Annotated in this window: 22 protein-coding genes and 1 tRNA gene; 11 read left to right on the top strand and 12 right to left on the bottom strand. The window is 68.9% G+C overall.

Annotation, left to right across the window (positions count from 1 at the left end):
* Window positions 1-4: 4 nt before the first annotated feature.
* From glp to OG735_RS17910, 6 genes are all read left to right on the top strand, one after another.
* Complete coding sequence (gene glp, locus OG735_RS17935) at window positions 5-1,306, top strand: molybdotransferase-like divisome protein Glp (protein WP_327324195.1); 1,302 nt, start codon at window positions 5-7, stop codon at window positions 1,304-1,306.
* A 70-nt stretch (window positions 1,307-1,376) separates the two neighbouring features.
* Window positions 1,377-1,856: a cyclic pyranopterin monophosphate synthase MoaC gene (gene moaC / locus OG735_RS17930; protein WP_327324194.1), complete on the top strand. Its 480-nt coding sequence runs from the start codon at window positions 1,377-1,379 to the stop codon at window positions 1,854-1,856.
* Window positions 1,853-2,527, top strand: coding sequence for a MogA/MoaB family molybdenum cofactor biosynthesis protein (locus tag OG735_RS17925; RefSeq protein WP_442812446.1), 675 nt, complete (start codon window positions 1,853-1,855; stop codon window positions 2,525-2,527). Before moaC ends, OG735_RS17925 begins: the two co-directional genes overlap by 4 nt.
* Before the next feature lie 17 nt (window positions 2,528-2,544).
* Complete coding sequence (locus tag OG735_RS17920; protein ID WP_327324193.1) at window positions 2,545-3,156, top strand: GNAT family N-acetyltransferase; 612 nt, start codon at window positions 2,545-2,547, stop codon at window positions 3,154-3,156.
* A 136-nt stretch (window positions 3,157-3,292) separates the two neighbouring features.
* Window positions 3,293-4,408 carry a divisome protein SepX/GlpR gene (gene sepX, locus OG735_RS17915; protein ID WP_327324192.1) on the top strand — a complete coding sequence of 372 codons (1,116 nt, stop codon included), beginning with the start codon at window positions 3,293-3,295 and terminating at the stop codon, window positions 4,406-4,408.
* Window positions 4,409-4,508: 100 nt separating this feature from the next.
* Window positions 4,509-4,582: transfer RNA gene (locus OG735_RS17910), tRNA-Ala, on the top strand.
* A 73-nt stretch (window positions 4,583-4,655) separates the two neighbouring features.
* On the opposite strand, the gene OG735_RS17905 is transcribed toward OG735_RS17910, so the two are convergent.
* The 12 genes from OG735_RS17905 to OG735_RS17850 form a co-directional block, all read right to left on the bottom strand.
* Window positions 4,656-5,894, bottom strand: coding sequence for a site-specific integrase (locus OG735_RS17905; protein ID WP_327324191.1), 1,239 nt, complete (start codon window positions 5,892-5,894; stop codon window positions 4,656-4,658).
* Window positions 5,882-6,091 (bottom strand): helix-turn-helix domain-containing protein, encoded by a 210-nt coding sequence (locus tag OG735_RS17900; protein WP_327324190.1) that lies wholly within the window; start codon window positions 6,089-6,091, stop codon window positions 5,882-5,884. Before OG735_RS17900 ends, OG735_RS17905 begins: the two co-directional genes overlap by 13 nt.
* Window positions 6,076-7,458, bottom strand: a complete 1,383-nt coding sequence (repSA, locus tag OG735_RS17895; RefSeq protein WP_327324189.1) for a replication initiator protein RepSA — start codon at window positions 7,456-7,458, stop codon at window positions 6,076-6,078. Before repSA ends, OG735_RS17900 begins: the two co-directional genes overlap by 16 nt.
* Entirely contained in the window at window positions 7,451-7,888 is a 438-nt protein-coding gene (locus tag OG735_RS17890; protein WP_327324188.1) for an ASCH domain-containing protein, read from the bottom strand. The genes repSA and OG735_RS17890 overlap by 8 nt, the downstream gene beginning before the upstream one ends.
* Window positions 7,888-9,396: a DNA cytosine methyltransferase gene (locus OG735_RS17885; protein ID WP_327324187.1), complete on the bottom strand. Its 1,509-nt coding sequence runs from the start codon at window positions 9,394-9,396 to the stop codon at window positions 7,888-7,890. The genes OG735_RS17890 and OG735_RS17885 overlap by 1 nt, the downstream gene beginning before the upstream one ends.
* The gene (locus OG735_RS17880) at window positions 9,396-9,623 is read right to left on the bottom strand and encodes a hypothetical protein (protein ID WP_327324186.1); all 228 of its coding nucleotides are present in this window, start codon (window positions 9,621-9,623) and stop codon (window positions 9,396-9,398) included. The genes OG735_RS17885 and OG735_RS17880 overlap by 1 nt, the downstream gene beginning before the upstream one ends.
* Before the next feature lie 91 nt (window positions 9,624-9,714).
* Window positions 9,715-10,056, bottom strand: a complete 342-nt coding sequence (locus tag OG735_RS17875) for a hypothetical protein (RefSeq protein ID WP_327324185.1) — start codon at window positions 10,054-10,056, stop codon at window positions 9,715-9,717.
* Between the two features lie 23 nt (window positions 10,057-10,079).
* Window positions 10,080-10,274 (bottom strand): hypothetical protein, encoded by a 195-nt coding sequence (locus OG735_RS17870; protein ID WP_327324184.1) that lies wholly within the window; start codon window positions 10,272-10,274, stop codon window positions 10,080-10,082.
* A complete protein-coding gene (locus OG735_RS17865; protein WP_327324183.1) occupies window positions 10,271-10,951 on the bottom strand; it encodes a DUF2637 domain-containing protein in 681 nt (226 codons plus the stop codon). The genes OG735_RS17870 and OG735_RS17865 overlap by 4 nt, the downstream gene beginning before the upstream one ends.
* A gap of 84 nt (window positions 10,952-11,035) precedes the next feature.
* Window positions 11,036-11,224, bottom strand: a complete 189-nt coding sequence (locus tag OG735_RS17860; RefSeq protein ID WP_327324182.1) for a hypothetical protein — start codon at window positions 11,222-11,224, stop codon at window positions 11,036-11,038.
* Window positions 11,225-11,301: 77 nt separating this feature from the next.
* The gene (locus OG735_RS17855; protein WP_327324181.1) at window positions 11,302-12,672 is read right to left on the bottom strand and encodes an FtsK/SpoIIIE domain-containing protein; all 1,371 of its coding nucleotides are present in this window, start codon (window positions 12,670-12,672) and stop codon (window positions 11,302-11,304) included.
* A 5-nt stretch (window positions 12,673-12,677) separates the two neighbouring features.
* Complete coding sequence (locus OG735_RS17850; protein WP_327324180.1) at window positions 12,678-13,022, bottom strand: SCO3933 family regulatory protein; 345 nt, start codon at window positions 13,020-13,022, stop codon at window positions 12,678-12,680.
* Window positions 13,023-13,178: 156 nt separating this feature from the next.
* Here OG735_RS17850 and OG735_RS17845 point away from each other — a divergent pair, with 156 nt between their 5' ends.
* From OG735_RS17845 to OG735_RS17820, 5 genes are all read left to right on the top strand, one after another.
* Window positions 13,179-16,214, top strand: a complete 3,036-nt coding sequence (locus OG735_RS17845) for a Tn3 family transposase (RefSeq protein WP_327324179.1) — start codon at window positions 13,179-13,181, stop codon at window positions 16,212-16,214.
* A gap of 604 nt (window positions 16,215-16,818) precedes the next feature.
* Window positions 16,819-17,559 (top strand): hypothetical protein, encoded by a 741-nt coding sequence (locus tag OG735_RS17835; protein WP_327324178.1) that lies wholly within the window; start codon window positions 16,819-16,821, stop codon window positions 17,557-17,559.
* A gap of 9 nt (window positions 17,560-17,568) precedes the next feature.
* Window positions 17,569-17,964, top strand: a complete 396-nt coding sequence (locus tag OG735_RS17830; protein WP_327324177.1) for a hypothetical protein — start codon at window positions 17,569-17,571, stop codon at window positions 17,962-17,964.
* A gap of 479 nt (window positions 17,965-18,443) precedes the next feature.
* Complete coding sequence (locus OG735_RS17825; protein ID WP_327324176.1) at window positions 18,444-20,159, top strand: trypsin-like serine peptidase; 1,716 nt, start codon at window positions 18,444-18,446, stop codon at window positions 20,157-20,159.
* 57 nt (window positions 20,160-20,216) lie between these two features.
* Complete coding sequence (locus tag OG735_RS17820; protein WP_327324175.1) at window positions 20,217-20,774, top strand: hypothetical protein; 558 nt, start codon at window positions 20,217-20,219, stop codon at window positions 20,772-20,774.
* Window positions 20,775-21,039: the final 265 nt, after the last annotated feature.

The following is a 21,039-nucleotide window of genomic DNA, read 5'->3' as shown; positions in this document are numbered from 1 at the left end:
CGCTGTGAGCAGCACGACCTGGTCGGTGGACGACCATCTGGAGGACATCCTCAGCGCGATCCGTCCGCTGGACCCGATCGAGCTGCAACTGCCCGATGCCCAGGGCTGCGTCCTTGTCGAGGACGTCACGGTGCCGGTCGCCCTGCCGCCCTTCGACAACAGCTCCATGGACGGGTACGCGGTCCGTACGGTCGACGTCTCGGGCGCCAGCGAGGAGTTCCCGGCGGTCCTCGCGGTCATCGGCGATGTGGCGGCCGGCGGCGGCGGTCTGCCCACGGTCGGCCCCGGCCAGGCCGTGCGCATCATGACCGGCGCTCCGCTGCCGCCCGGCGCGGAGGCGGTCGTCCCGGTCGAGTGGACCGATGGCGGTACGGGCGGCGGAGCGGCCACCACGATGCGCCCGGCCGGCGAGGCCCCCGAGGGTGCGAGCGGCGAGGTCCGCGTCCACCGCCCGGCCGAGGCAGGGGCCCATGTGCGCCGGCGCGGCAGCGACGTCCAGGCGGGCGATCTGGCGCTGGAGGAAGGCACGGTCCTCGGCCCGCCGCAGATCGGACTGCTCGCCGCGATCGGCCGCGGCACCGTGCGCGTACGGCCCCGCCCGCGTGTCGTCGTGCTCTCCACCGGCAGCGAACTGATCCAGCCCGGCGAGAAGTTGGGCGAGGGCCAGATCTACGACTCCAACAGCTTCGCGCTGTCCGCCGCCGCACGTGATGCCGGCGCCCTCTCCTACCGGGTGGGCGCGGTCACGGACGACGCGGAGACCCTGCGCGCCACCATCGAGGACCAGCTGATCCGCGCCGATCTGCTGGTCACGACGGGCGGCGTCAGCGTCGGCGCGTACGACGTGGTCAAGGAGGCCCTCTCGTCCGTGGGCGACGAGGACGTGCCGGGCAGCGGGATCGAGTTCCGCAAGCTCGCCATGCAGCCCGGCAAGCCGCAGGGCTTCGGCTCGATCGGCCCTGAGCACACCCCGCTGCTGGCGCTGCCGGGCAATCCGGTCTCGTCGTACGTCTCCTTCGAACTGTTCGTACGTCCCGCGATCCGTGCCCTGATGGGCCTGAAGGACGTCCACCGGCCGAAGGCCCGTGCCGTGCTCAAGGCCGACAAGGCCCTGTCGTCACCCTCCGGCAGGCGGCAGTTCCTGCGGGGTACGTACGACCCCGAATCGGGCACCGTCTCCCCGGTCGGCGGATCCGGCTCCCATCTGATCGCGGCGCTCGCCCACGCCGACTGCCTGATCGTCGTCCCGGAGGCCGACACCTCGGTCGAGCCCGACGCGGAGGTGGAAGTGGTCCTCATCGGGTGACCTGCGTGCGGTGGCGGTACCGTGTCTGCCCACACAGGCCCTGAGGGCCCGGACCGGGAGCGCCGCACCAATGAGCACGCACGACAGGCTGACGCACATCGACGAGGCGGGGGCGGCCCGCATGGTCGACGTCTCCGGAAAGGACGTCACCTCACGTACCGCCCGCGCCAGCGGCCGGGTCCTGGTATCACCGCGGGTCGTGGAACTGCTGCGCGGTGAGGGCGTCCCCAAGGGCGACGCACTCGCCACGGCCCGTATCGCGGGCATCATGGGCGCCAAGCGCACGCCCGATCTGATCCCGCTCTGCCACCCGCTCGCCGTCTCCGGCGTGAAACTCGATCTGAAGGTCGCGGACGACGCCGTGGAGATCATCGCGACGGTGAAGACGACGGATCGCACGGGCGTCGAGATGGAGGCCCTGACGGCGGTCTCGGTCGCCGCGCTCACCGTCGTCGACATGATCAAGGCCGTGGACAAGGCGGCGGTCATCAGCGACATCCGGGTCGAGGAGAAGACGGGCGGCAAGTCCGGCGACTGGATCCGGTCATGAGCCCGGCACCGCGGGCCGGAGAGGTGTACGGCCACAGCCACGGGCCCGGCTCCGAAGCCGCCGACCTCACAGCCGCAGACCCCGACGCGGCAGGCACCCGGGCGACCGCCCCCGAGGCGACCGTCGGCGAGGCGACCGAGCCGGTCGCGCCGTACCGGGCCCTTGTCGTGACGGCGTCGAACCGCGCCTCAGCCGGGATCTACGCCGACAAGGGCGGCCCGATCCTGGCCGAGGGCCTGTCCGCGCTCGGCTTCCAGGTCGAAGGCCCGCGGGTCGTGCCGGACGGCGACCCCGTCGAGCAGGCCCTGCGGGACGGCGTCGCCGCGGCGTACGACGTCATCCTCACCACCGGCGGCACCGGCATCTCGCCCACCGACCGGACGCCCGACGTCACCGCCCGCGTCCTCGACCACGAGATTCCCGGCATCCCCGAGGCGATCCGCGCGTACGGCTGCGAGAAGGTGCCTACCGCGGCCCTGTCCCGCGGCCTCGCCGGTGTCGCCGGCCGGACCCTGATCGTCAACCTCCCCGGCTCCACCGGCGGAGTACGCGACGGACTCGCCGTACTGGAGAAGCTCCTGATCCACGCCGTCGAACAGATCCGCGGCGGAGACCACCCCAGACCCATCCCCCGGACTCCGTCCGGGGGGACCCCCGGGAGCCCAAGCTGAACACCCCGTTCTGGCCGGTGATCCTGGCGGACGGCGATATCGCCCTTCGTCCGATAAAGCTGCGCGACCAGCGGGCCTGGCGCGAGGTCAACCGGCGCAACCGCGACTGGCTGCGGCCCTGGGAGGCGACGATTCCGCCGCCGGCCCCCGGCAGCCCGGTCGCCCAACGCCCCACCTACCGCCAGATGGTCCGCCATCTGCGCGCCGAGGCCAACGCCGGGCGGATGCTGCCCTTCGTCATCGAGTACCGGGGACAGCTCGTCGGTCAGCTGACGGTCGCCGGGATCACCTGGGGCTCGATGTGTTCGGGGCATGTCGGCTACTGGGTCGACCGGGCGGTGGCGGGCCGCGGCGTCATGCCGACGGCCGTCGCCCTCGCCGTCGACCACTGCTTCCGTACGGTCGGACTGCACCGCATCGAAGTCTGCATTCGCCCGGAGAACGGCCCCAGCCGCCGGGTTGTGGAGAAACTCGGATTCCGCGAAGAGGGACTGCGGCCCCGCTATCTCCACATCGACGGTGCGTGGAGGGACCATCTGGTCTTCGCGCTCACGGCCGAAGAGGTACCGGAGGGACTGCTCCGCCGCTGGCACCAGGTACGACCCGGAACGCCACGGGAAATAAAATAAATGTTCGAAATTGATCACCGTCAGCCATGAACTGATCTGAACAATCACAAAAAAAGTCCGTGATATCAGCCAGATCGTGCGACACACCGGGCCAATTGGCGGATGCCCTCATGCGAACCCCTCTACGGTGTGAAGTGTGAGCAGCAGTGGCCTCATCTACGCAGTCATCGTCGGGGCCTGGGCCGCCTACTTGGTGCCGATGTGGCTCCGCAGGCAGGACGAGCTCAATGAAGCCCGTCCGACGGAACGCTTCTCCACCGCCATCCGGCTGCTGTCCGGACGCGGGGCGATGGAGCGCCGGTACGCCAAGGAGCTGCGAGAGCGCGCGGCCGAGGAGGCGGGGGCCGACGTGGACCCGGACGCGGCCACGGACCGTTTGAGTTCCGTGGACGTCCGGGCCTTCGCCACGCCCCCGGCCCGTACCGAAGCCCGGCTCGACGTCCCGGCGCGCCCGGTGCCCGCGCAGGCGGAGCCGCCCCAGGCCCCGGCGCAGTCCCGGCCGTCGGCCCGGCCCGGTACCCGGCGTCCGCGTCCGAACGGCGCCGCCGCCGAGCGCGCCCGCCGTACCAAGGTCCTGGCCCGCCGCAGACGTACCATCGTGGTCCTCTTCTTCGCCTTCACCCTCGGCGCGATCGTGGCCGCGGTCGGCGGGCTCGGCCTCCTGTGGGCCCCGGCCCTCCCCGCGGTGCTCCTCAGCGTGTACATCGTGCATCTGCGCGGCAAGGAGCGGCGACGCTTCGCGTTCACCATGGACCGGCGCCGGGCGGAGGCCGCAGCGCAGCGGCTGCGCGAGAACCATCCGCGCCGGCACCAGGCCGCGGCGGGGTCCGCTGTCGAGCCGGACGAGGAACAGGAGACACGCCCCGAGCCCGAGCCCGCCGTCACGCTCTCCCCGCAGGAGGCAGGACGCCGCGCGCTGGTCGAGCAGACGGACCATGCGGAGTGGGTCGACCAGCAGCGCGAACGCGGCCCGGCGCGCGGCGACAGCTGGGACCCGGTCCCGGTCCCGCTGCCGACGTACGTCACCGCTCCGGTCGCCCCGCGCGCAACGAGCGGTGTGGACTTCAGCGACCCGGAGACCTGGAGCTCGGCGCGCTCCTCGACAGCGGAGCCGACCCAGGAAGCGGAGCCGCCGGCCGATGCGCCTCCGCGCCAGCGGACGTCCCCGCCCCGCCGCACCCGCGACCGCGGCCGTACGCCGCTCTTCGACCAGTACGCGGAAGAAGACCGGCCGCGCGCCGCCAACGAGTGAGAGCGGACGCGTCCCGGCTCCGCCGGCCTGCTTCCGTGACCAGCGAGGGAACGGATTTCCAAGCACCCCAATGGGGGTGCTAAGGTTTCACTCGTTGCAAGGGCCTGTGGCGCAGTCTGGTAGCGCACCTCGTTCGCATCGAGGGGGTCTGGGGTTCAAATCCCCACAGGTCCACCGCAGCTCAGAGCCCCAATCGGAGTGATCCGATTGGGGCTCTTTGGCGTCGTACAGCAGCGAAGTACAGCAACTACGTCTGATCTTGCTCGCCGAGGTGCTTTCCCAGCTTCCGTAGAGCCTTGCGCGTGGCCTCGGATGGGATGTGCGTGTAGATCTCCATCGTCACGGCGATCTTGCTGTGACGGAGGATCTGCATCGCCACGCGCGGGTGCACGTCGAGGGCGGCGAGCAGTGATCCGCACGTGTGCCGGGTGTCGTGCAAGCGGATCTTGCGGACCCCCGCTTTGGCCGACCTGGCAGCGAACGCCCGGTTGAAGTTCCGCGGCTCGATCGGGGTGCCGTACCGCGTCGTGAACACGAAGTCGGATTCGGTCCACAGCTCGCCTGCGGCTTTCCTGGCGACTTCCTGCGCCTTCCTGCGGAGGTGCAACGCAGTGACACAGATGTGCGGCAGGGGCAGTGTGGCGGTCGACGCTTCGGTCTTAGTCTCCTCGTGCACCAACTGGCGGTTGATCCGTTGTAGCTGGTACTCGACCGTGATCTCTCCCGCGTCGAGGTCCACGTTCTTCCACGTGAGGCCCAACACCTCACCACGGCGAAAGCCCAGCACGAGGATCAGTACATACGCCGTGTACAGGGGGTCTGCAACCGTGCGCGCAGCTTCCAAGAACGATCGTGCTTCTTCCACCGACCACGGCTCACGCTTCCTCTTCCTGCCCGACCGGACCTTGACGAGTGCCGCCACGTTCTTAGCGATCTGCTCTTCCGTCATAGCGTTGGTGAGCGCCGACCTGAGGACGGCCCGAGCATCCTGCACCGTGCGGCGGGAAGGAACCTGACCACAGCACCGGCCGATTGCGCAGCAGCGACGCTCATCCGAGGACCGCCTGGCATCCTTGCCCTGCGCGCAGCACTGGCACTGGTCCATCAGATCGTTGACCCAGGTCCGGACGTCGCGCACCGTGAGCTTGTCGAGCCGCTTCTCTCCGAGACCGGGGCCGATGTAGAGCCGGACATGCATCGCGTAGGTCTCGGCAGTCTTCGGCTTCAGGTCCGTTTGCACCACGCTCTTGAGCCAGTACGCGAGATGCTGCTCGAGTGTCGGCGAGCTGGTGGCCACTGGTCCCTTGCTTGCCTCAGCGTGCAGCTTGACCCACTTCTCATGCACCAGCGGCCGGGTGGGCCCATAGACGTACTTGCGCTTCCTCTTCCCTTCCGGGGTGTCCACCCAGACGTACGCGGCGAAGCCGTTTTTGTAGGGGTAGATGGAGCCCTCTCCGTTGCCGCGCTTGCCGCTCACGCAGACCACCCAGCTTCGGCCTCACGAGCGCGACGCTCGATGTACTCATCCACCCAGCGCGGCAGGATGCGGCGGTTTCCACCGTCCTTCACCGAGCGGATCTCCCCGGTGAGAACCAGCATCTTGGTCTTGGAGAGGCCGTAGCCGAGCATTTCGGCAACCTCTGCCGTGGTGTGCCACTTCCGTTGGATCACTGCTGTCGGCATGCTGCGGCTCCTTCCAGTGCGCGTTGGTCTTGCATGGCTTCGCGGGCGGTTTCGCGGTTGATGCGGATGTCTTCGGCGATGGAGGCGGCGAGGGCGGATTCGCCGGGGGTGTGGCCGTGGCCGGCGTAGCGCCAGTCAGCCAGCACGAGGGTGGTGTCGGGCTCGGGGAGGCCGAGGGTTCGGCGTTGCTCGGTGGCGCGGTAGTCGGCACGGACTTGTCGCCGTTCGGCGAAGGTCGAGGAGTAGCGGCGGGACTTGGTGAGGAAGTGGCCGCGGAAGCCGAGCATGTGGGCCCAGGCCCACAGCTTGCGGTCCGGGTAGAGCGGGTCGAGGTCCCAGCAGGCGTGGATGAGGCGGCGGGCGTGGTCGGGCACGCGGTGTTGGTCGAGTTCGGCGAGTTCGCCGATGCGGCGGTCGAGGGTGCCGGTGGTCTCGGCTGCTTTGGTGGCGTACTTGGCGACGTAGGAGGCCACCGCGCCTTCGCTGATGTCGTTGCCGTCGTCGAAGGCCTTGACGGGGCGGATGTCGAGCTGAGTGCCCCAACGCAGCGTGCGGGCAGGCTGGTCCCCGGCAGCGGGCACCTTCGCGGTGACGTAGGGGTGTGCTGCGGCAGCCTCAATGCAGAGGGTGAGGAGCTCGGTGGTGGCCCACTGCGGCGGAAGCGTGTCGGGCCCGTCAGGGCCGTCGATGCGGATGACGGCGTGGAAGTGGATCGCCCCGCGCTTTTGGAACTCCGCGACCTTGTTGAAGGACAGCCGCGCCGATTCCTTGAACGCCTTCTGCGTGAGTCCGGCCGAGGCGGCTAGTTCGCGACGGAGCCGGTTGACGAACCGGTGCCACAACTCGCCTGCGTGGTTGTTGAACAAGACCGCGCCCGCGTAGTCGTACGTTGCGGGATCGAGGGCCGTGCCGAGGGCGGGATCGTCCTCTCGGTGGCGGGTTCCGCAGCGGCAGCGGCCTGTGTCGGGGATGTTGTGCACGCGACCGAAGGACGGGGCGGTGAGTGTGGCGAAGACGCGGGGTCGTTCGCGTACCGCGGTCGGGATGTTCATGGTGTCGTCGCCGGTGAGGCCCGCGCGGACGAGGCGGTAGGCGTCGCCTGCGTAGAGGTAGGCGCAGGGCTGGCAGCGGGAGGCACGGCGGTTGCCGCAGGCGATGCGCAGCCGGCCGCCTGGCTCGTCCTGGGTGGAGTAGGTGTGCAGGACTTGGCCGGTGGTTTTGTCGCGGGTGAGGGTCCAGCCGGTGAGGTGGATGGGTTGGGCGCATCCGCCGGTCTTTTTGATCTGGTCTTGCCAGCGGGCGAAGTCGGGGGCCGAAGCCACCCTGAGCAGGTCGCCCAGGGTGGTCGGATCGAGCGTGTCAGGCACGGGCAGCCCCCAGAGCCTCGGTGAGGAGCGGGGAGGCGAGCAGGCCGGGCGGCGGGGTCCACAGGCCACGCGCGCCGGGCCAGGGCAGCGGCCGGGCGAGCGGGGTCACGTCGGTCAGTCGCCAGTGCCAGCGCCCGTGTTCGGACCAGAGGGTGCACCAGCCGTCATCGGTGTGGCAGTCCTCCAGACGGGCCACAGCGACGACCGCAACCCGCGGGAAGGGGCGGCGCAGGAACGGGCGGCCCAGCGGCATGTCCTTGGCGTTCGGGTCGGTGGTGCGTCCGGCATGGATCAGGACCAGGCCCCGGTGATCAGTCGGCCAAGTGCGGTTCTCAATCCGCTTGGTGCCGTAGGCAATGCAGCTTGCCCAGGGCTGCCACACGGTCAGCGCCAGGACAGGAGTGCTGTCGAGTCCGGGGAGGCGGGTCATCAGAGCACCTCCAGCAGGGCGGAGGCGATCCACTGGGCGACGTTGGCGGGCACCGCGTTCCCGGCCTGCTTGGTCTGCTCTCCCCCGTGACCCAGCACGGTGTAGTCGTCAGTGAAGCGCTGGGCGCGCAGGTGCTCACGGGCGGACAGCATCCGGAAGTAGCAGTCCTCCACGTCGATCTGCTGCGGGGTGCTGTCGGCGCCGAGGACTGAGCCGGCCGACTCGCGGGTGGCGATGGTGTGCAGCGGTGTCCCGGTCGTGGTCGGTCCGCCCCTGCGATACGGGATGACCAGGCCGTGATGATTGCCCCCGGCGGTGATCGCGGCCAGCGGATCGTTGACTCCGCGAGTGGTGGAGCCGCCGCCGCGGTGCTCGGTGATGAACGGAGCGGGCAGCAGCAGGGCTTCGCTCTCGCGGGTGGTGCGGGTCCGCATGGACACGGTGACGGCGGCGGCGTCGGTGTTCCAGCTTCCGCCGACCTGGACGAGCAGGGGCGGGATGGCGATCCCGTCGCCGATCCGCACGGTGCGGGTGGGCAAAGGGGCAGCGAGCGCGGGGAAGGCGCGGCCGTCGCCCTGGTCGCTGTGGTTGACCGTGACCACGGACGGCACCCGGTGCTTTTCCAGGCCGAGGCGGATCTTGCGCAGGGTGGAGGCGGCCAGGGGCTTCATGCCCTTGGTGTGCCGGTCACCGATCCGGATACCGGGATCGGCCCAGTTGATCGCGCCAGCAGCCGGGCGCACGTACGGCTCGACGATCCGATGACGGCAGCCAGGGTGGGGGCAGCGGAAGTCGTACTGCTGCCGGTACTTGCCGATCTTCCGCCCGTTGCGCCAGGACTGCACGGCCGGTACGTCCTGTTCGCACACCTGGCACCAGGCGGGCGGTCGGACATCGAGGTTCGGTGCCCGCAGTTCCCGTCGGGTGAAGACGATGAAGATGCGGTCCCGCCACTGCGGGGCGTGCGGGTTGTCGTCCGCGCCGATGTGGGCGGCGGTGACCGAGACGATCTGGTGGCGGAAGCCGAGGATCTCCCAGGCGTGCAGCCACCAGGAGAACAGCGGCCAGGCGGTGGCGAAGCGGGGGACGTTCTCGCACACGACGGCGTCGAAGTGGTGGACCTCGGCGGCGCGCAGGATGTCGTAGGCGGTGGCCCTGGTGCGCTCCCAGGCGGCGTCCTGGATCGGTCCTTCCTCCAGCAGGTCCAGTTGGCCGGGGGTGGGCGGGGGCTTGGGGCGGCTGATGCCGTCGGCGGGGCTGCCCTCGGTGCAGATCGGCGAGCCGACCAGGACACGGGCCTTGGGCAGCCGCCGCATGTCGTAGTGGTCCAGGTCCACGCAGAGGTGCTCGGCCTCGGGGAAGTTCGCGGCGTGCGTCTCGACGGCGCGGTCCCAGTGGTTGGCACCCAGCACCACATCGAAGCCGGCGCGGCGGAACCCGTCGGAGTCCCCACCGGCACCGCAGAACAGATGGATCGAGGTAGCGCGGGAAGTCGCGGATCGACGCATCACCGACCTGCCTCCCGCCCGGAGAATGCCACGGCCAGCCGGTGGGGGTTCACGGTGGGGCGGCGGGTCGTGACGAGCCAGAGAGGGGCATGGCCGGTGCCATGGCAAGCCGGGCAGACGACGGGGATGACGTGGCGAGAGCCGTCAGCGTGACGGGTGCCGGTGGTGATGGCGACGACGGGGAAGCCGTCGCAGTCGGGGCAGATCCGGGCAGCGCGGTCGGGCATGATGGAGATTCCTTCCGGTTCAGTGATCGGGCAGGGGCTTGGGCCGTCCGGGCGGCGGATACTTGGCGGTAGAGGCCGCCCGGAGGGCCGGTCAGCGCTGGCGCGGGTTGTTGAGCATGGAGCGCAGGACCACGGCGCACACCGCGACCGAAGCGGCGGTGATGGCGACCGCGAGCAGGAGCGAGACGAGCACCGCACCGACCACCAGGACGACAGCGGCGCCGCCCCCCACGGCCACGAGAAGACCGGCCGGTGTGAGCCGGACAGCAGGTGCGGCAGCGGGTGCCGCGGGCATTGCAGCGGGTGCCAGGGTGGGGTGCTGGCAGGAGCACACCGGAGCGTGCTGGTACTGCTCGAGCGGAGCCGCCGGGCGGACGAGCGGGGCAACGATGCCGGTGGGGGTGGGCATGGTCGGGATACGCGGCCGGAACATGGTGGATCTCCCTTCCGGGCTGGTTACTTGGTGGTGCCGTTGACGACGTCGACACCGGTCCTGGTGCCGGACTCGATCGCGGGGGCGAGGAAGGTGTCGGCAAGGAGGAAGCCTCCGAGGAGAAGCACGACGATCAGCCAGGCCGGCGGGCGCAGCATCTTGATCCCGAAGTAGCCGAAGATGGCGACCACAAGGACCAGGGGCAGTTCGACGGTCACGACGGGTCGGTCCCTTCACTGATCTGGTGGGCGATGGCGTCGGCGAGCTGCGGGGCGACGCCGAGGCGGGTGCGCAGCGTTGCGGGGTCGATCGGGCTGCCGGTGGTGGCGCGGTGCGCGTCGGCGACCTTGCGGGCGTGCGCAATGAGCGCAGCGGGCACCGCGATGGCGGGAGGCAGAGCCGGAACCGGAGCAGCCTCGGGAGCCGGGACCGGAACGGGTGCTTCGCGGCTCACGGCGATGTCCGGGGCCGGTTCGGCAGCCGGAACCGTCTTGGCCGTCTCGGTGCCCGACTGTGTCGGCGTGTGGACGAGGAGAGTGCCGCCGAGGAAGGCGAGGGCGGGCCAGCCGGCCACCAGGATGCGCAGCCAGGCGGGCACATCGGTCAGGTCGAGCAGCCCCGCGGTCGCCACGTTCGCGCCGAGAGAGGCCGCGAGAGCGACGGCGAACCATGTCCACGCGGCACGAGTCGGGCCACCGGTACTGCGGAGGATGCGCAGACGACGCCAGGCCGCGACCAACAGCAGGTCGACGCTGATGGGGTAGGCCCACGCTTTCCAGCCGTCCTGTCCGGCAGCGGCGGCGATGTCGTGCAGGTGGGCGAAGGACAGCGCACCGGCGATCACGGCTTGCACCAGCACGGCATCGGGCCGGACGGAACGGGTCGAGCGGGTCACGGGTCTTCACCTCCTTCACAAGGGGTTGGGGGCCGGGGCCGGGCGGGGCTCACAGGTCCTGCCGCCCGGAACTCTGGCGGGGATCTAGTCGGGGGCCTGGCCGGTGCCGAAGCAGGTCAGACAGAGGGCTTCCTGCCGGTCGCTGCTCTCGCGCTTGCTGCGGGTGCCGACCTTGAAGGACTCGGAGACCTGGCCGGTCTGGCAGTCCGGACACGGCGTGGGCTCGGGCTTGGGCTTGGCCGTTCGGCGGGCGGGACGCTTGGCTGCGGTCACGGGCTTCTCCTTTCAGGCATGGGAGGGGTAGGGACGTGGCGCGAAGGCGGTCACGCCGGCCGAGGGAAGGGGGGGTGCTACCAGGACTCGGGGACCGTCACCGTTGCGGCAGCCGGCGCCGGGACCTCGGCGGGGATGCTGACCTCGGGACGGAACGGCTCCAGTGCCGGAACGTTCGGGGTGAGGTGCGCGAACTCGCGGCACACCGCGGCGACTTCACCCAGCGACGTCCTCGGAGTGCGGATGCGGGACCAGCCACCCGAGGAATCACCGGCGATCGCGGTACCGGCCCGCTCGGCAGCGATGGCGGTAGCGGCGACGACGGCGAGTTCGTTGATGTCGCCCAGGCCCATGTCGGCGGTCTGCTTGTCGTTGCAGCGATGCACCACCCGGCCGGTGAGCTGGGCACGCAAGGCGGTTGCGCCTTTGCCGAGTTCGGAGCCGAAGCGCTGCCCGCACACCTCCAAGTAGATCCCCACCGCACGGGCCAGCTGCGCAAGGCGGACCAGTTGCGTGACCATGCGGTCCCGGCGTGCGGTGTCGGTCTTGGAGGTGATGAGGAACAGTTCGGCGATCTCATCGATCAGGACCACGATGGGGACCGGGCGCAGGTGCTTCGGCATGCCCCAGATGTCCGAGGTGATGTCTTCCAACTGGGTGCCGGGGCCGATGCCCTGGTGCAGGCACAGCAGGTCGAACCGGTCTTCCATCTCTACGATCAGCGCGTCCAGCAGCCCGTCGGCCTGATCAGGGGTGATGGCGAGTGCGGTCAGGCGAGGGGCGAACGGGGTCTGTTCCACGCCGCGTTTGCAGTCGATGCCCACGATGGCGACATCCAGGGGTGCGAGGCCTTTGATCAGGCAGCGTTGGTACATCGACTTACCGGACTTGTTCGCGCCCAGGGTGAGGCCGTGCGGGATGTCCCGGTAGTCACGGACGAACGGCAGGCCGTCTTCCCGCAGCGCCACGGTGACCGACAGTGGACCGGTGGCGAGGCGGCGAGGCATCCGCACATGACCGAGGACGTCGAAGCCGGTCAGCCGCAGGTCGACGACACCGGGCTTGATCTCGGCGACGTGGACCGAGTAGATGCCCCAGGCGTGCCGCAGCCGTTCGGCCGACTTGACCACATCCTCCGGAGCCAGCCCCGCAGCGAGCCGCAGCCGCAGACGAAGCCCGGTAGTGGTCGGGCGTATCCCGCGAACCTTCGGGATTCCGGGGCGGGACACAGTGTCGCCGGCGGACAGCTTGTGGGCGAAGACCCGCCACCACGGAGGGGCGACGGTCAGCTCACAGGCCTCCATCGTCCGACGGTAGGACGAGAAGACCCGGTACAAGGCGGCCGGGAGACCGACCAGCGTCCAGTACACGGCCGGGGCCTTGACCCGGGCCACCAGGAGCAGGGCGGTACCTATCACCGCCAGCGCTAAGAGCGTTCCTCCGCTCATCGCGATCAGGCCTTGCCGTTGGCAGCGGCCGGGACCTGCGCGGCCATCACCGCGGTGGCGCGATAGCTGATGCCGTGCCCGAAGTCGTTCTCCCACGGGCGGGCCACCAGACCCGGCAGAGCCACCGGCACGCCGGGGAACAGGTCCGGCTGAACACCGTCCTCGGCGACCACGATCGTCAGCGCGTCCGGCCGGCCATCCACGATCACGGCCACGTTCACGTTGAACAGCGTCTTGCCAGACTGGCGGTCGGTCGCGACCTCACCGGTCTCCCGGTTCTTGATCTTCGGCTCGGGGGCCTGGATGAGCATCACCGTCATCACGGCGGTGTCCACAGGAATCTGACGCATGGGGTCCACTCCTAGGCCCTGTTCTCGTATAGCTGCCGCTACCCGACAAGTAACGCTGAGTAACTGTCTGGCGTCGGTTTGGACTCCTTCGCTCCGCTTTTAGCGGCTGGTCGCCACGATGTGGTGATCCAACTGCTGAGGTTGAAGGAGTACAGGGTGCAGCAGGACTGGGAACCGGAAGAGCTGATCGAGGTCTGGACGCTGCTCGAAGACGACACCGCGAAGCTGCGAAACAAGTCCGGGGCGAACAGGCTCGGCTTTGCGATGCTGCTGAAGTTCTTCGAGATCGAGGCGCGGTTCCCGGAGACCGTCAAGGAGGTCCCGGCTGGGGCTGTGTCCTATGTGTCCCAGCAGGTGAAGGTGCCGGTGGAACAGTGGGCGGCGTACGACTGGCAGGGCCGGACGGCGACCCGTCACCGGACGGAGATCCGGGAGGCGTTCGGCTTCCGGGAGTCCACCGGGGAGGACCAGGAGAACCTCGCCGAGTGGCTGACCGCGGAGCTGTGCGGGGTGGAGATGTCCCGCGACCGGCTGGCGGAGGCGGTGGTGGCCCGGTGCCGCAATGACCGCATCGAGCCGCCGGCTCCGGCGAAGGTCCGGCGCCTGGTGGGCAAGGCGGTCAAGGACTTCGACGCGCAGTTCTGCCGCAGGACCGTGGACCGGCTCTCCCACGCGACCCGGTCCAGGCTGGAGGACCTGGTGGCAGGGGGCGGGGCGGGCGAGGACTCGGCCGGGGACCAGGCGGTGGCCGGTGGCGGGCGGTCGTTCTTCACCGAGCTCAAGGCCGACCCGGGGGCGCCGGGGCTGGAGAGTTTGTTCGCGGAGGTGGACAAGCTCCAGCGGGTGCGGAAGCTGGCGTTGCCCGCGGACCTGTTCGCAGATGTGTCGGAGAAGCAGGTGGACGCCTGGCGGGCGCGGGCGTCGAAGGAGTACCCGGCGAACCTGGAGCGGATGAAGCCGCCGATGCGCCTGACGCTGCTGTCCGCGCTGTGCCACGTCCGGCACACGGAGATCACCGACTCGCTGGTGGAGCTGTTCATCCAGCTGGTGCTGAAGATCAACACCAGGGCGGAGAAGAAGGTCGACAAGGAGCTGACCGGCGAGCTGAAGAAGGTGCGGGGCAAGGAGGCGATGATGCTGCGGGTCGCCGAGGCGGCCTTGTCCGAGCCCTCCGGCACGGTCCGCAGGGTGATCTACCCCGTCGTCGGCGGGGAGAAGACGCTCAAGGCGTTGGCGGCGGAGGCCGCGGCGAACGAGGCCAAGTACAAGGCGCGTATCCGTACGGTACTGCGATCGGCATACTCGGCGCACTGGCGGCGGATGCTGGCGCCGCTGCTGAAGGCGCTGACGCTCAAGTGCAACAACACCGCCTACCGGCCGGTGATGGACGCGATCGACCTGCTCCAGCGCTACCTGGAGCAGCCTTTGAAGGAGGGCGCCTTCTTCGACCCGGCGGAGAGCGTGCCGCTTGAGGGTGTGGTGCCCGACCAGTGGCGGGCGGCCGTGGTGGACGACAAGGGCCGCGTCGAGCGCATCCCGTACGAGCTGTGCGTGCTGGTCAGCCTGCGCGAAGCGTTGCGACGCCGGGAGATATGGGTGGTGGGGGCGAACCGGTGGCGCAACCCGGAGGACGACCTGCCTCAGGACTTCGAGGACAACCGGGACGTGCACTACGACGCGATCCAAAAACCCCAGGACCCGGCGAAGTTCATCGCCGAACTGCAGAAGAAACACCGCGAAGCCCTGGACCGGCTCGAGGCCGCGCTCGCGCAGGACACCACCGGTGGGGTGGCGATCGTCAAGCGCAACGGAGAGGGGTGGATCAAGGTCTCGCCGCGGCCCAAACAGGAGGAGCCGCAAAACCTGGTCGCGGTGAAGGGCGAGATCGAACGGCGCTGGGGCACCATCGACCTGCTGGACATCTTGAAGTACGCCGAGTTCGACACCGACTTCATCGCCGAGTTCACCTCGGTGGCAACGAGGGAGAACCTGTCCAGGGACGTCCTTCGCAGAAGGCTGCTTTTGGTCCTTTTCGGGCTGGGCACCAACATGGGGATCAAGCGTGTCGCGGTGACGGGCAAGCACGGCGAGTCGGAGGCGACGCTTCGCCGGGTGCGGCACCTGTTCGTGAACCGGGCCAACATGCGCGCCGCACTGGTGAAGCTGGTCAACGCCACCTTTGCGGTCCGCGACGAGATGTGGTGGGGCAGCGGGACGGCCTGCGCCTCCGATAGCCGCAAGTTCGGCGCCTGGTCCAGCAACTTCATGACGGAGTGGCACCAGCGGTACCGGGGCCCCGGAGTCATGATTTATTGGCATGTGGAACGAAAATCGGTGTGTATCTACAGCCAGCTGAAGTCCTGTTCGGCCTCCGAGGTCGCCGCGATGATCGAGGGCGTGCTGCGGCACTGCACCGACATGGAGGTCGACCGGCAGTACACCGACACCCACGGCGCCTCGATCGTCGGGTTCGCGTTCGCGCACATGCTCGACTTCAAGCTGATGCCCCGGCTGAAGAACATCGGCCGGGCCCGGCTGTACCGGCCGGCCGCCGGCGAGGACAAGAACTGGCCCACCCTCGCCCCGGTGCTCTCCACCCGGACGATCGACTGGGAGCTGATCGCCCAGCAGTACGACCAGATCGTGAAGTACACCACCGCGCTCCGCCTGGGCACCGCGGAGGCCGAGCAGGTCCTGCGCCGGTTCACCAAGGGCGGCCCCAAGCACCCGACCTATCTGGCGATCGAGGAGCTGGGGCGCGTGGCACGGACGGCGTTCATCTGCGACTACCTCTCGGACGTGGAGATGCGCAAGGAGATCGGTGAGGGCTTGCAGGTGGTGGAGAACTGGAACTCGGCGAACCAAGACCTGTTCTACGGCAAGGACGGGGATCTGACCGGCGCGGACAAGGAGAGCCAGGAGGTGTCCATGCTGGCCCTCCATCTCCTCCAGAGCAGTCTCGTGCACGTCAATACGCTGCTGATGCAGCAGGTCCTGGCCGAGCCGAAGTGGGCGGACAAGCTCACCGAGGCCGACCGCAGGGCCCTGTCCCCGCTGTTCTGGACCCACGTGAACCCCTACGGCCGGTTCGAGCTGGACATGAACAGCCGCCTGGATCTGGGCTTGGTGCTGTCCGACGAGGAGGCACCGCCGCACGGGGCCGCGGACGCCGAGCGAGCCCCGGCCGGGTGAGGCGAAGCCCCGGCGGGCCGGCACGCTGGCACCGTGGGCCCGTCCTCGCCATCACCCACAGCGGGCGGTGGTCGGGGCGAGCGGCCCGATGGAGACCATGACCGACTCGGCCGGAAGCCCCCGTCTGCTGCCGCAGCTTCGGCGTCCTGCCCGAACACCGCGGCCACGGCCGGGCTCTGGGGCGGGCCGCCATGGCCTGGGGAGCCGGCTACCAGCTCCTCCAGACCGAAAACGGCGGCGCCTCCGACCGCCTCTGCCAAGTCGAAGGACTCCGCTACCTCGGCTTCGTCTTCACACCGGGCCTTTGGAGGAGACCTCAAGGCCGAGTCGGTGGGTCCGTGTCGCTCTGCAATAGAGCCTGAGAACGGCCCTATGAGGCAGCCCGCACGGGGTGAGTGGGGCTTCCCCGTCGCGGAGGTCCGCCGTTCTGGAAGACCTTGAGGGAAATCTGAGCCGGAATCATGGCGTCCATCACAGCGTACGAGACGTGAACCTGATCACATCGGTAACGACCATCCCAACCGGGCAGCAACGCCCCTTTCGCCAGCATTGGTTGAGGGACGAACACGCCCGGAAGCAAGCTCGAGTACGGAGCAATTCGCACATGATGAAGAGCACGATGCCTCGCAACATGTTTACGCGGACAAGCGCGATGATTGTCGCAGCAGTCACCGCGGGGGCCATGTTCGCCACTGCCACCGGTGCTCACGCGGCAGAGCCGACTCCGGCAAACGCAGTCGCTCCTGTTGCGGTGAGCGCCGGCGAGGACCCGTCCGGCTTGACGCCGGCGGAGCGGGAGCAGGCATCTGGGATCGCGAAAGGCATCGCGGAACTTGGCTTGACCGAGGACCAGTTCGCTGCCGCCTTTGAGATAGCGCTTACCCGGGACACTCCGGATGTTGAAGGCCTCCATGGCCGCTTGTCCGCCCTGCCGGACAAGCCGACTGCCCAGCAGACGGTGCAGGCGGCGTACCCCGGTGACGCCGCAGCTCAGGCGGCTCTCCTGCCGGTCGTTGAGAGGGAGTCGGGACGCGCCTCTGCTCTTGCCCTGATGGCCGAGAAGACGGGTGAGTCGAATCCGGCAGCCGCGTTCGGGTGGTGGGATGAGACCAAGTTCATCGTCAAGTGCGGTGCGGCGATCGCTGCTGTCCTGATCTCGTTTGCTCCCGCAGGTTCCAGCATAAAGGTCGTTCGTGCCGTGGCACTCTTCAAGCGATACGGGGCGAAGAAGACCGCCAGCATCATCTGGCGCTTCGTGAACGGCAAGCGAGTCGGGTCGGCGGAACGTGAGGCGGTAAAGGCCTTCATCGGTATCAGCGCTATCTCCAGCGCTTGCTCGAACTGAGGTGAGGAAATGACTATTGAGCATGTAGCAGTCGTTGCTCTGGTGGTCGAGGTGATCGTCATGGTTGTGGCGCGGTTCGGTACCGAGCGGCGCCACTGGGATCACCACAAGGACCGTGGCCCTTCCCCCGAGCGGGAAGATGACATCACCCGCGTGTCGGGTGTGCTGTACGCGGTCGCAGCAGCGGCGATGGTGGTCGGGGCCGTGATGACCCGGGTGGAGATTACTCTGTCCGCTGTCGGGTCGTTCGCACTGTTCGGCGTACTGCTGCCCGCGTTTGCTGCGAACTCGGTCATGGTGTTGGCTACGCGGGGCCACGCGGGCAGGACTGCGCCCTGGCATCGCGGGATCGCATACGCAGTGGCCACTGCCGGCGGCCTACTCTCAGCCGGCCTCGTGATCTAACACCGAACCGCGCACAACGGCCCGCCGAATCCTCGGCGGGCCGTTTCACGGATCCCGGAGGCAGACCTACTCGGGTGTGCACAATCAGACACCTGCCTTGCTCCTGCGGCTTGACGTTCGTAGGAGTTGAGGGGCTATTCGGCTGTGTATATGGTTCTTCCCGGCACGCCGGAGACGCCTTATCAGAATGCCCAAGTACATGTTCGTGAAAGGCAATTGTGGGTTTCTCTCGCCTGGCGAGATCTGCTGCTGTGTGTATAGGCAGCGGTATTCTCGCCGCTTCGGCAACGTCCGCGTCCGCGGCTTCGCCCGCCCCGTCTGCGGGCACCGGGTCTCCCGGTGCGGCCGCGTCCGTGCCAACCGCCGCAGGGTCCCCGTCCGGTGGGGCATGGCAGTCCCCGTCCCTCCCGGCCCGGCCCGTTGCCCCGCCGACGGCCTCCGCATCCCCGCCGGCCCCGCCGTCGTCGTCTGCTTCCGCGGTGCCGCAGCCCGCGAACGACAGCGATTGGACGAGTGAGGATGCGGCGCGGTTCTGGACCGCCGAGCGCATGGCGGCCGCGACACCGGAGGAGGCCAAGGGAGACTCTGCTCGCCCCGCCGTGTCGGCGCCCGCGCAGGCCCCCGGCGCCGGCACGAGGAAGTCCGCACGGGCGGGCGACCCCTTCTATGAGGGCGTCCCTTCGGTGGGCATGCTCTACTACCGCACCAACGACCTGGCGACCCACAGCTGTACCGCCAGTGTGGTGCACAGCCCGCGCGGCAACCTCCTGCTCACTGCCGCGCACTGCAGCCTGGGCAGCAAGGTCGCGTTCGTACCGCAGTACCGCAGCAACAAGGCGGCCGCCCAGCAGCCCCACGGCATCTGGGCCATCGCAGATATCTTCAAGGACCCCCGGCACAGCGAGAACCACATCGGTCCGGGTTCGGATCTGGACTTCGCGTTCGCCACGGTCAAGCCCGACAAGCTGGGCCGCCAGGTGGAGTCGATCACCGGCGGGAACCGGCTCTCGCGCGCACCGGGGTACGAGAACTGGGTGACGGTCATCGGCTACCCCAACAGCAAGGACGCGCCCAAGGACCAGGCGGTCAAGTGCAGGACCAAGACCACCCGTCTGCCCGGCTATCGGCAGATGCGCATTGACTGCGGCGGGTTCTACGGTGGAACCTCGGGCAGCCCCTGGCTGGCCAACTTCGACGAGAAGACCAAGACCGGCGACGTGATCGGCAACCTCGGCGGCTGGAACGGCGGCGGGCTCAAGAACGGCAGCGACCGGATCTCGTTCGCCCCCGTCTACGGTGACGAGGTCTTCAAGCTGTACGACGACGCAGTGAACAACCGCACACCCCGGCGCGCCCCTCTTTCCTACTCGCCTTACGCGCAGGGCGGCGGAGAGCTGTGGGAGAAGGCCCGCTTGATGGCGTCGGGGGACTACACCGGTGACGGCAGGGCCGACATGATCGTGGTGTGGAACGACGGCGAGGTGACCCTGTACCGGGGCGATGGTCAGGGAGGTTTCAGCGGTGAGAACCAACTCGCCCCGGCCGAGAGCGTGTTCAAGTACGCCACCGTCCTCACCGGCGGGGACTTCGCCGGTGGCGACCTCTCCGACGTGACCGTGCGCTGGAAGGACGGCGAGGTCAGCCTGTACGCGGACGTGAGCGCCGGCACCAGGTTCACGAAGGAGACCACGCTCGCAACCCCGTCGGAAGGCTCGATCTGGAAGCACGCCGACCAGATCATCGCGGGACGCTTCAGCGCCAACAAGTGGACCGACGACCTGCTGGTGCGCTGGTCGGACGGCGAAGTCAGTCTGTTCTCCGACGTGGGCGACAAAGTGAAACTCGCCAATGAGAAGCAGCTGCGCAAGCCCGACGACACCTGGCGGCAGGCCACCCTGCTCACCAGCGGGGACTTCACCGGGAACGATCAGTGGGACGTCCTGATCCGCTGGAGCGACGGAAAGCGCACCCTCCACCCGGACCTTTCCCCGTCCGGCTTCGGCGAGGCGGTCGAGATGCAGGCCGCCAACTCCCTGTGGAAGAACGCCCAGGTGATGACCGCCGGCAACTACAACACCAACGGCCACCCCGACGACCTCGTCATCCGCTGGTCCGACGGCGAAGTCTCCCTCTACACCGACACCGGCACCACACTGGGAACCGAACACAACATCGTGCCGCCCAAGGCCCAGTAGCCGGCCCGCAACGGACACCCCTGCCACCCAGCATCACGAGCAGAGACGAGCCCGGCCATGTCCATTCCCCGCGCCGCCACCACCCTGGCCGCCGTCATACTCGCCGCCACCGCGCCGCAGGCATCCGCAGGCGACAACGACACCTACGAGATCAACGGGAACCAGCCCGTCCAGCGCGGCACCACGGTCAGCATCTCGGTGGCGGAGGCCCCGTTCTACCTTGATCTCGACGACGACTACATCACACTCGAGTCCCCGGCCTTCGTCAAACCCGTCAAGATCAAGAGAGGAAGGTTCATCAGCAGGGCACAAGCCGCGGTGCGCTGCGGCATCGAACCCGGCACCTACCCTGTACGGATGGCGGGCCCGGTGGCGGCCGAAGAGCGGCGGCGCGACGGACCCGATGAGCGGACGGACACCACAATGACCGTCACAACCGACATGGACGACAGCAACCGTGCGTACTGCGCCAGCGACCGCGCCAAGAAGGCCGAGGCACCGGCAACAGCAGCGAAAGACCACGGGACATTGCTCCTGGCCGGAGCAGGCGCGGCCCTCTTCGCAGCCGCCGTCGCAAGCGCCCTGTTCCTCCGCCGCAAGAAGCCGCAACCGTAGAGCCTGCGGCCCAGGCAGCCCGGGATCTGGAAGTCAGCGATCGAACGCTGGGCAGAGCTCTCGGCCATTCGAGCAAGAAACGCTGGAGGGGACGGAACACGGCCGGCGCGGTGCCCCATGCGCCTGAGTTCGTAAACCAAGATCCCGAAGACTCGGGTCGGGTAGACCAGGGCCGGGATGCCCCGGGCTACCCGACCGAGACCGAGTCACTACCGCCGGGAGCTGCGGAGGGCCATTCCCCGCCGCCTCCGGCCTGGCTCCGCTA

The organism is Streptomyces sp. NBC_01210 (assembly GCF_036010325.1).
Classification (GTDB): Bacteria; Actinomycetota; Actinomycetes; order Streptomycetales; family Streptomycetaceae; genus Streptomyces.
The sequence above is the reverse complement of the archived record's forward strand: the minus strand, read 5'-3'. Positions and strand labels throughout refer to the sequence as shown.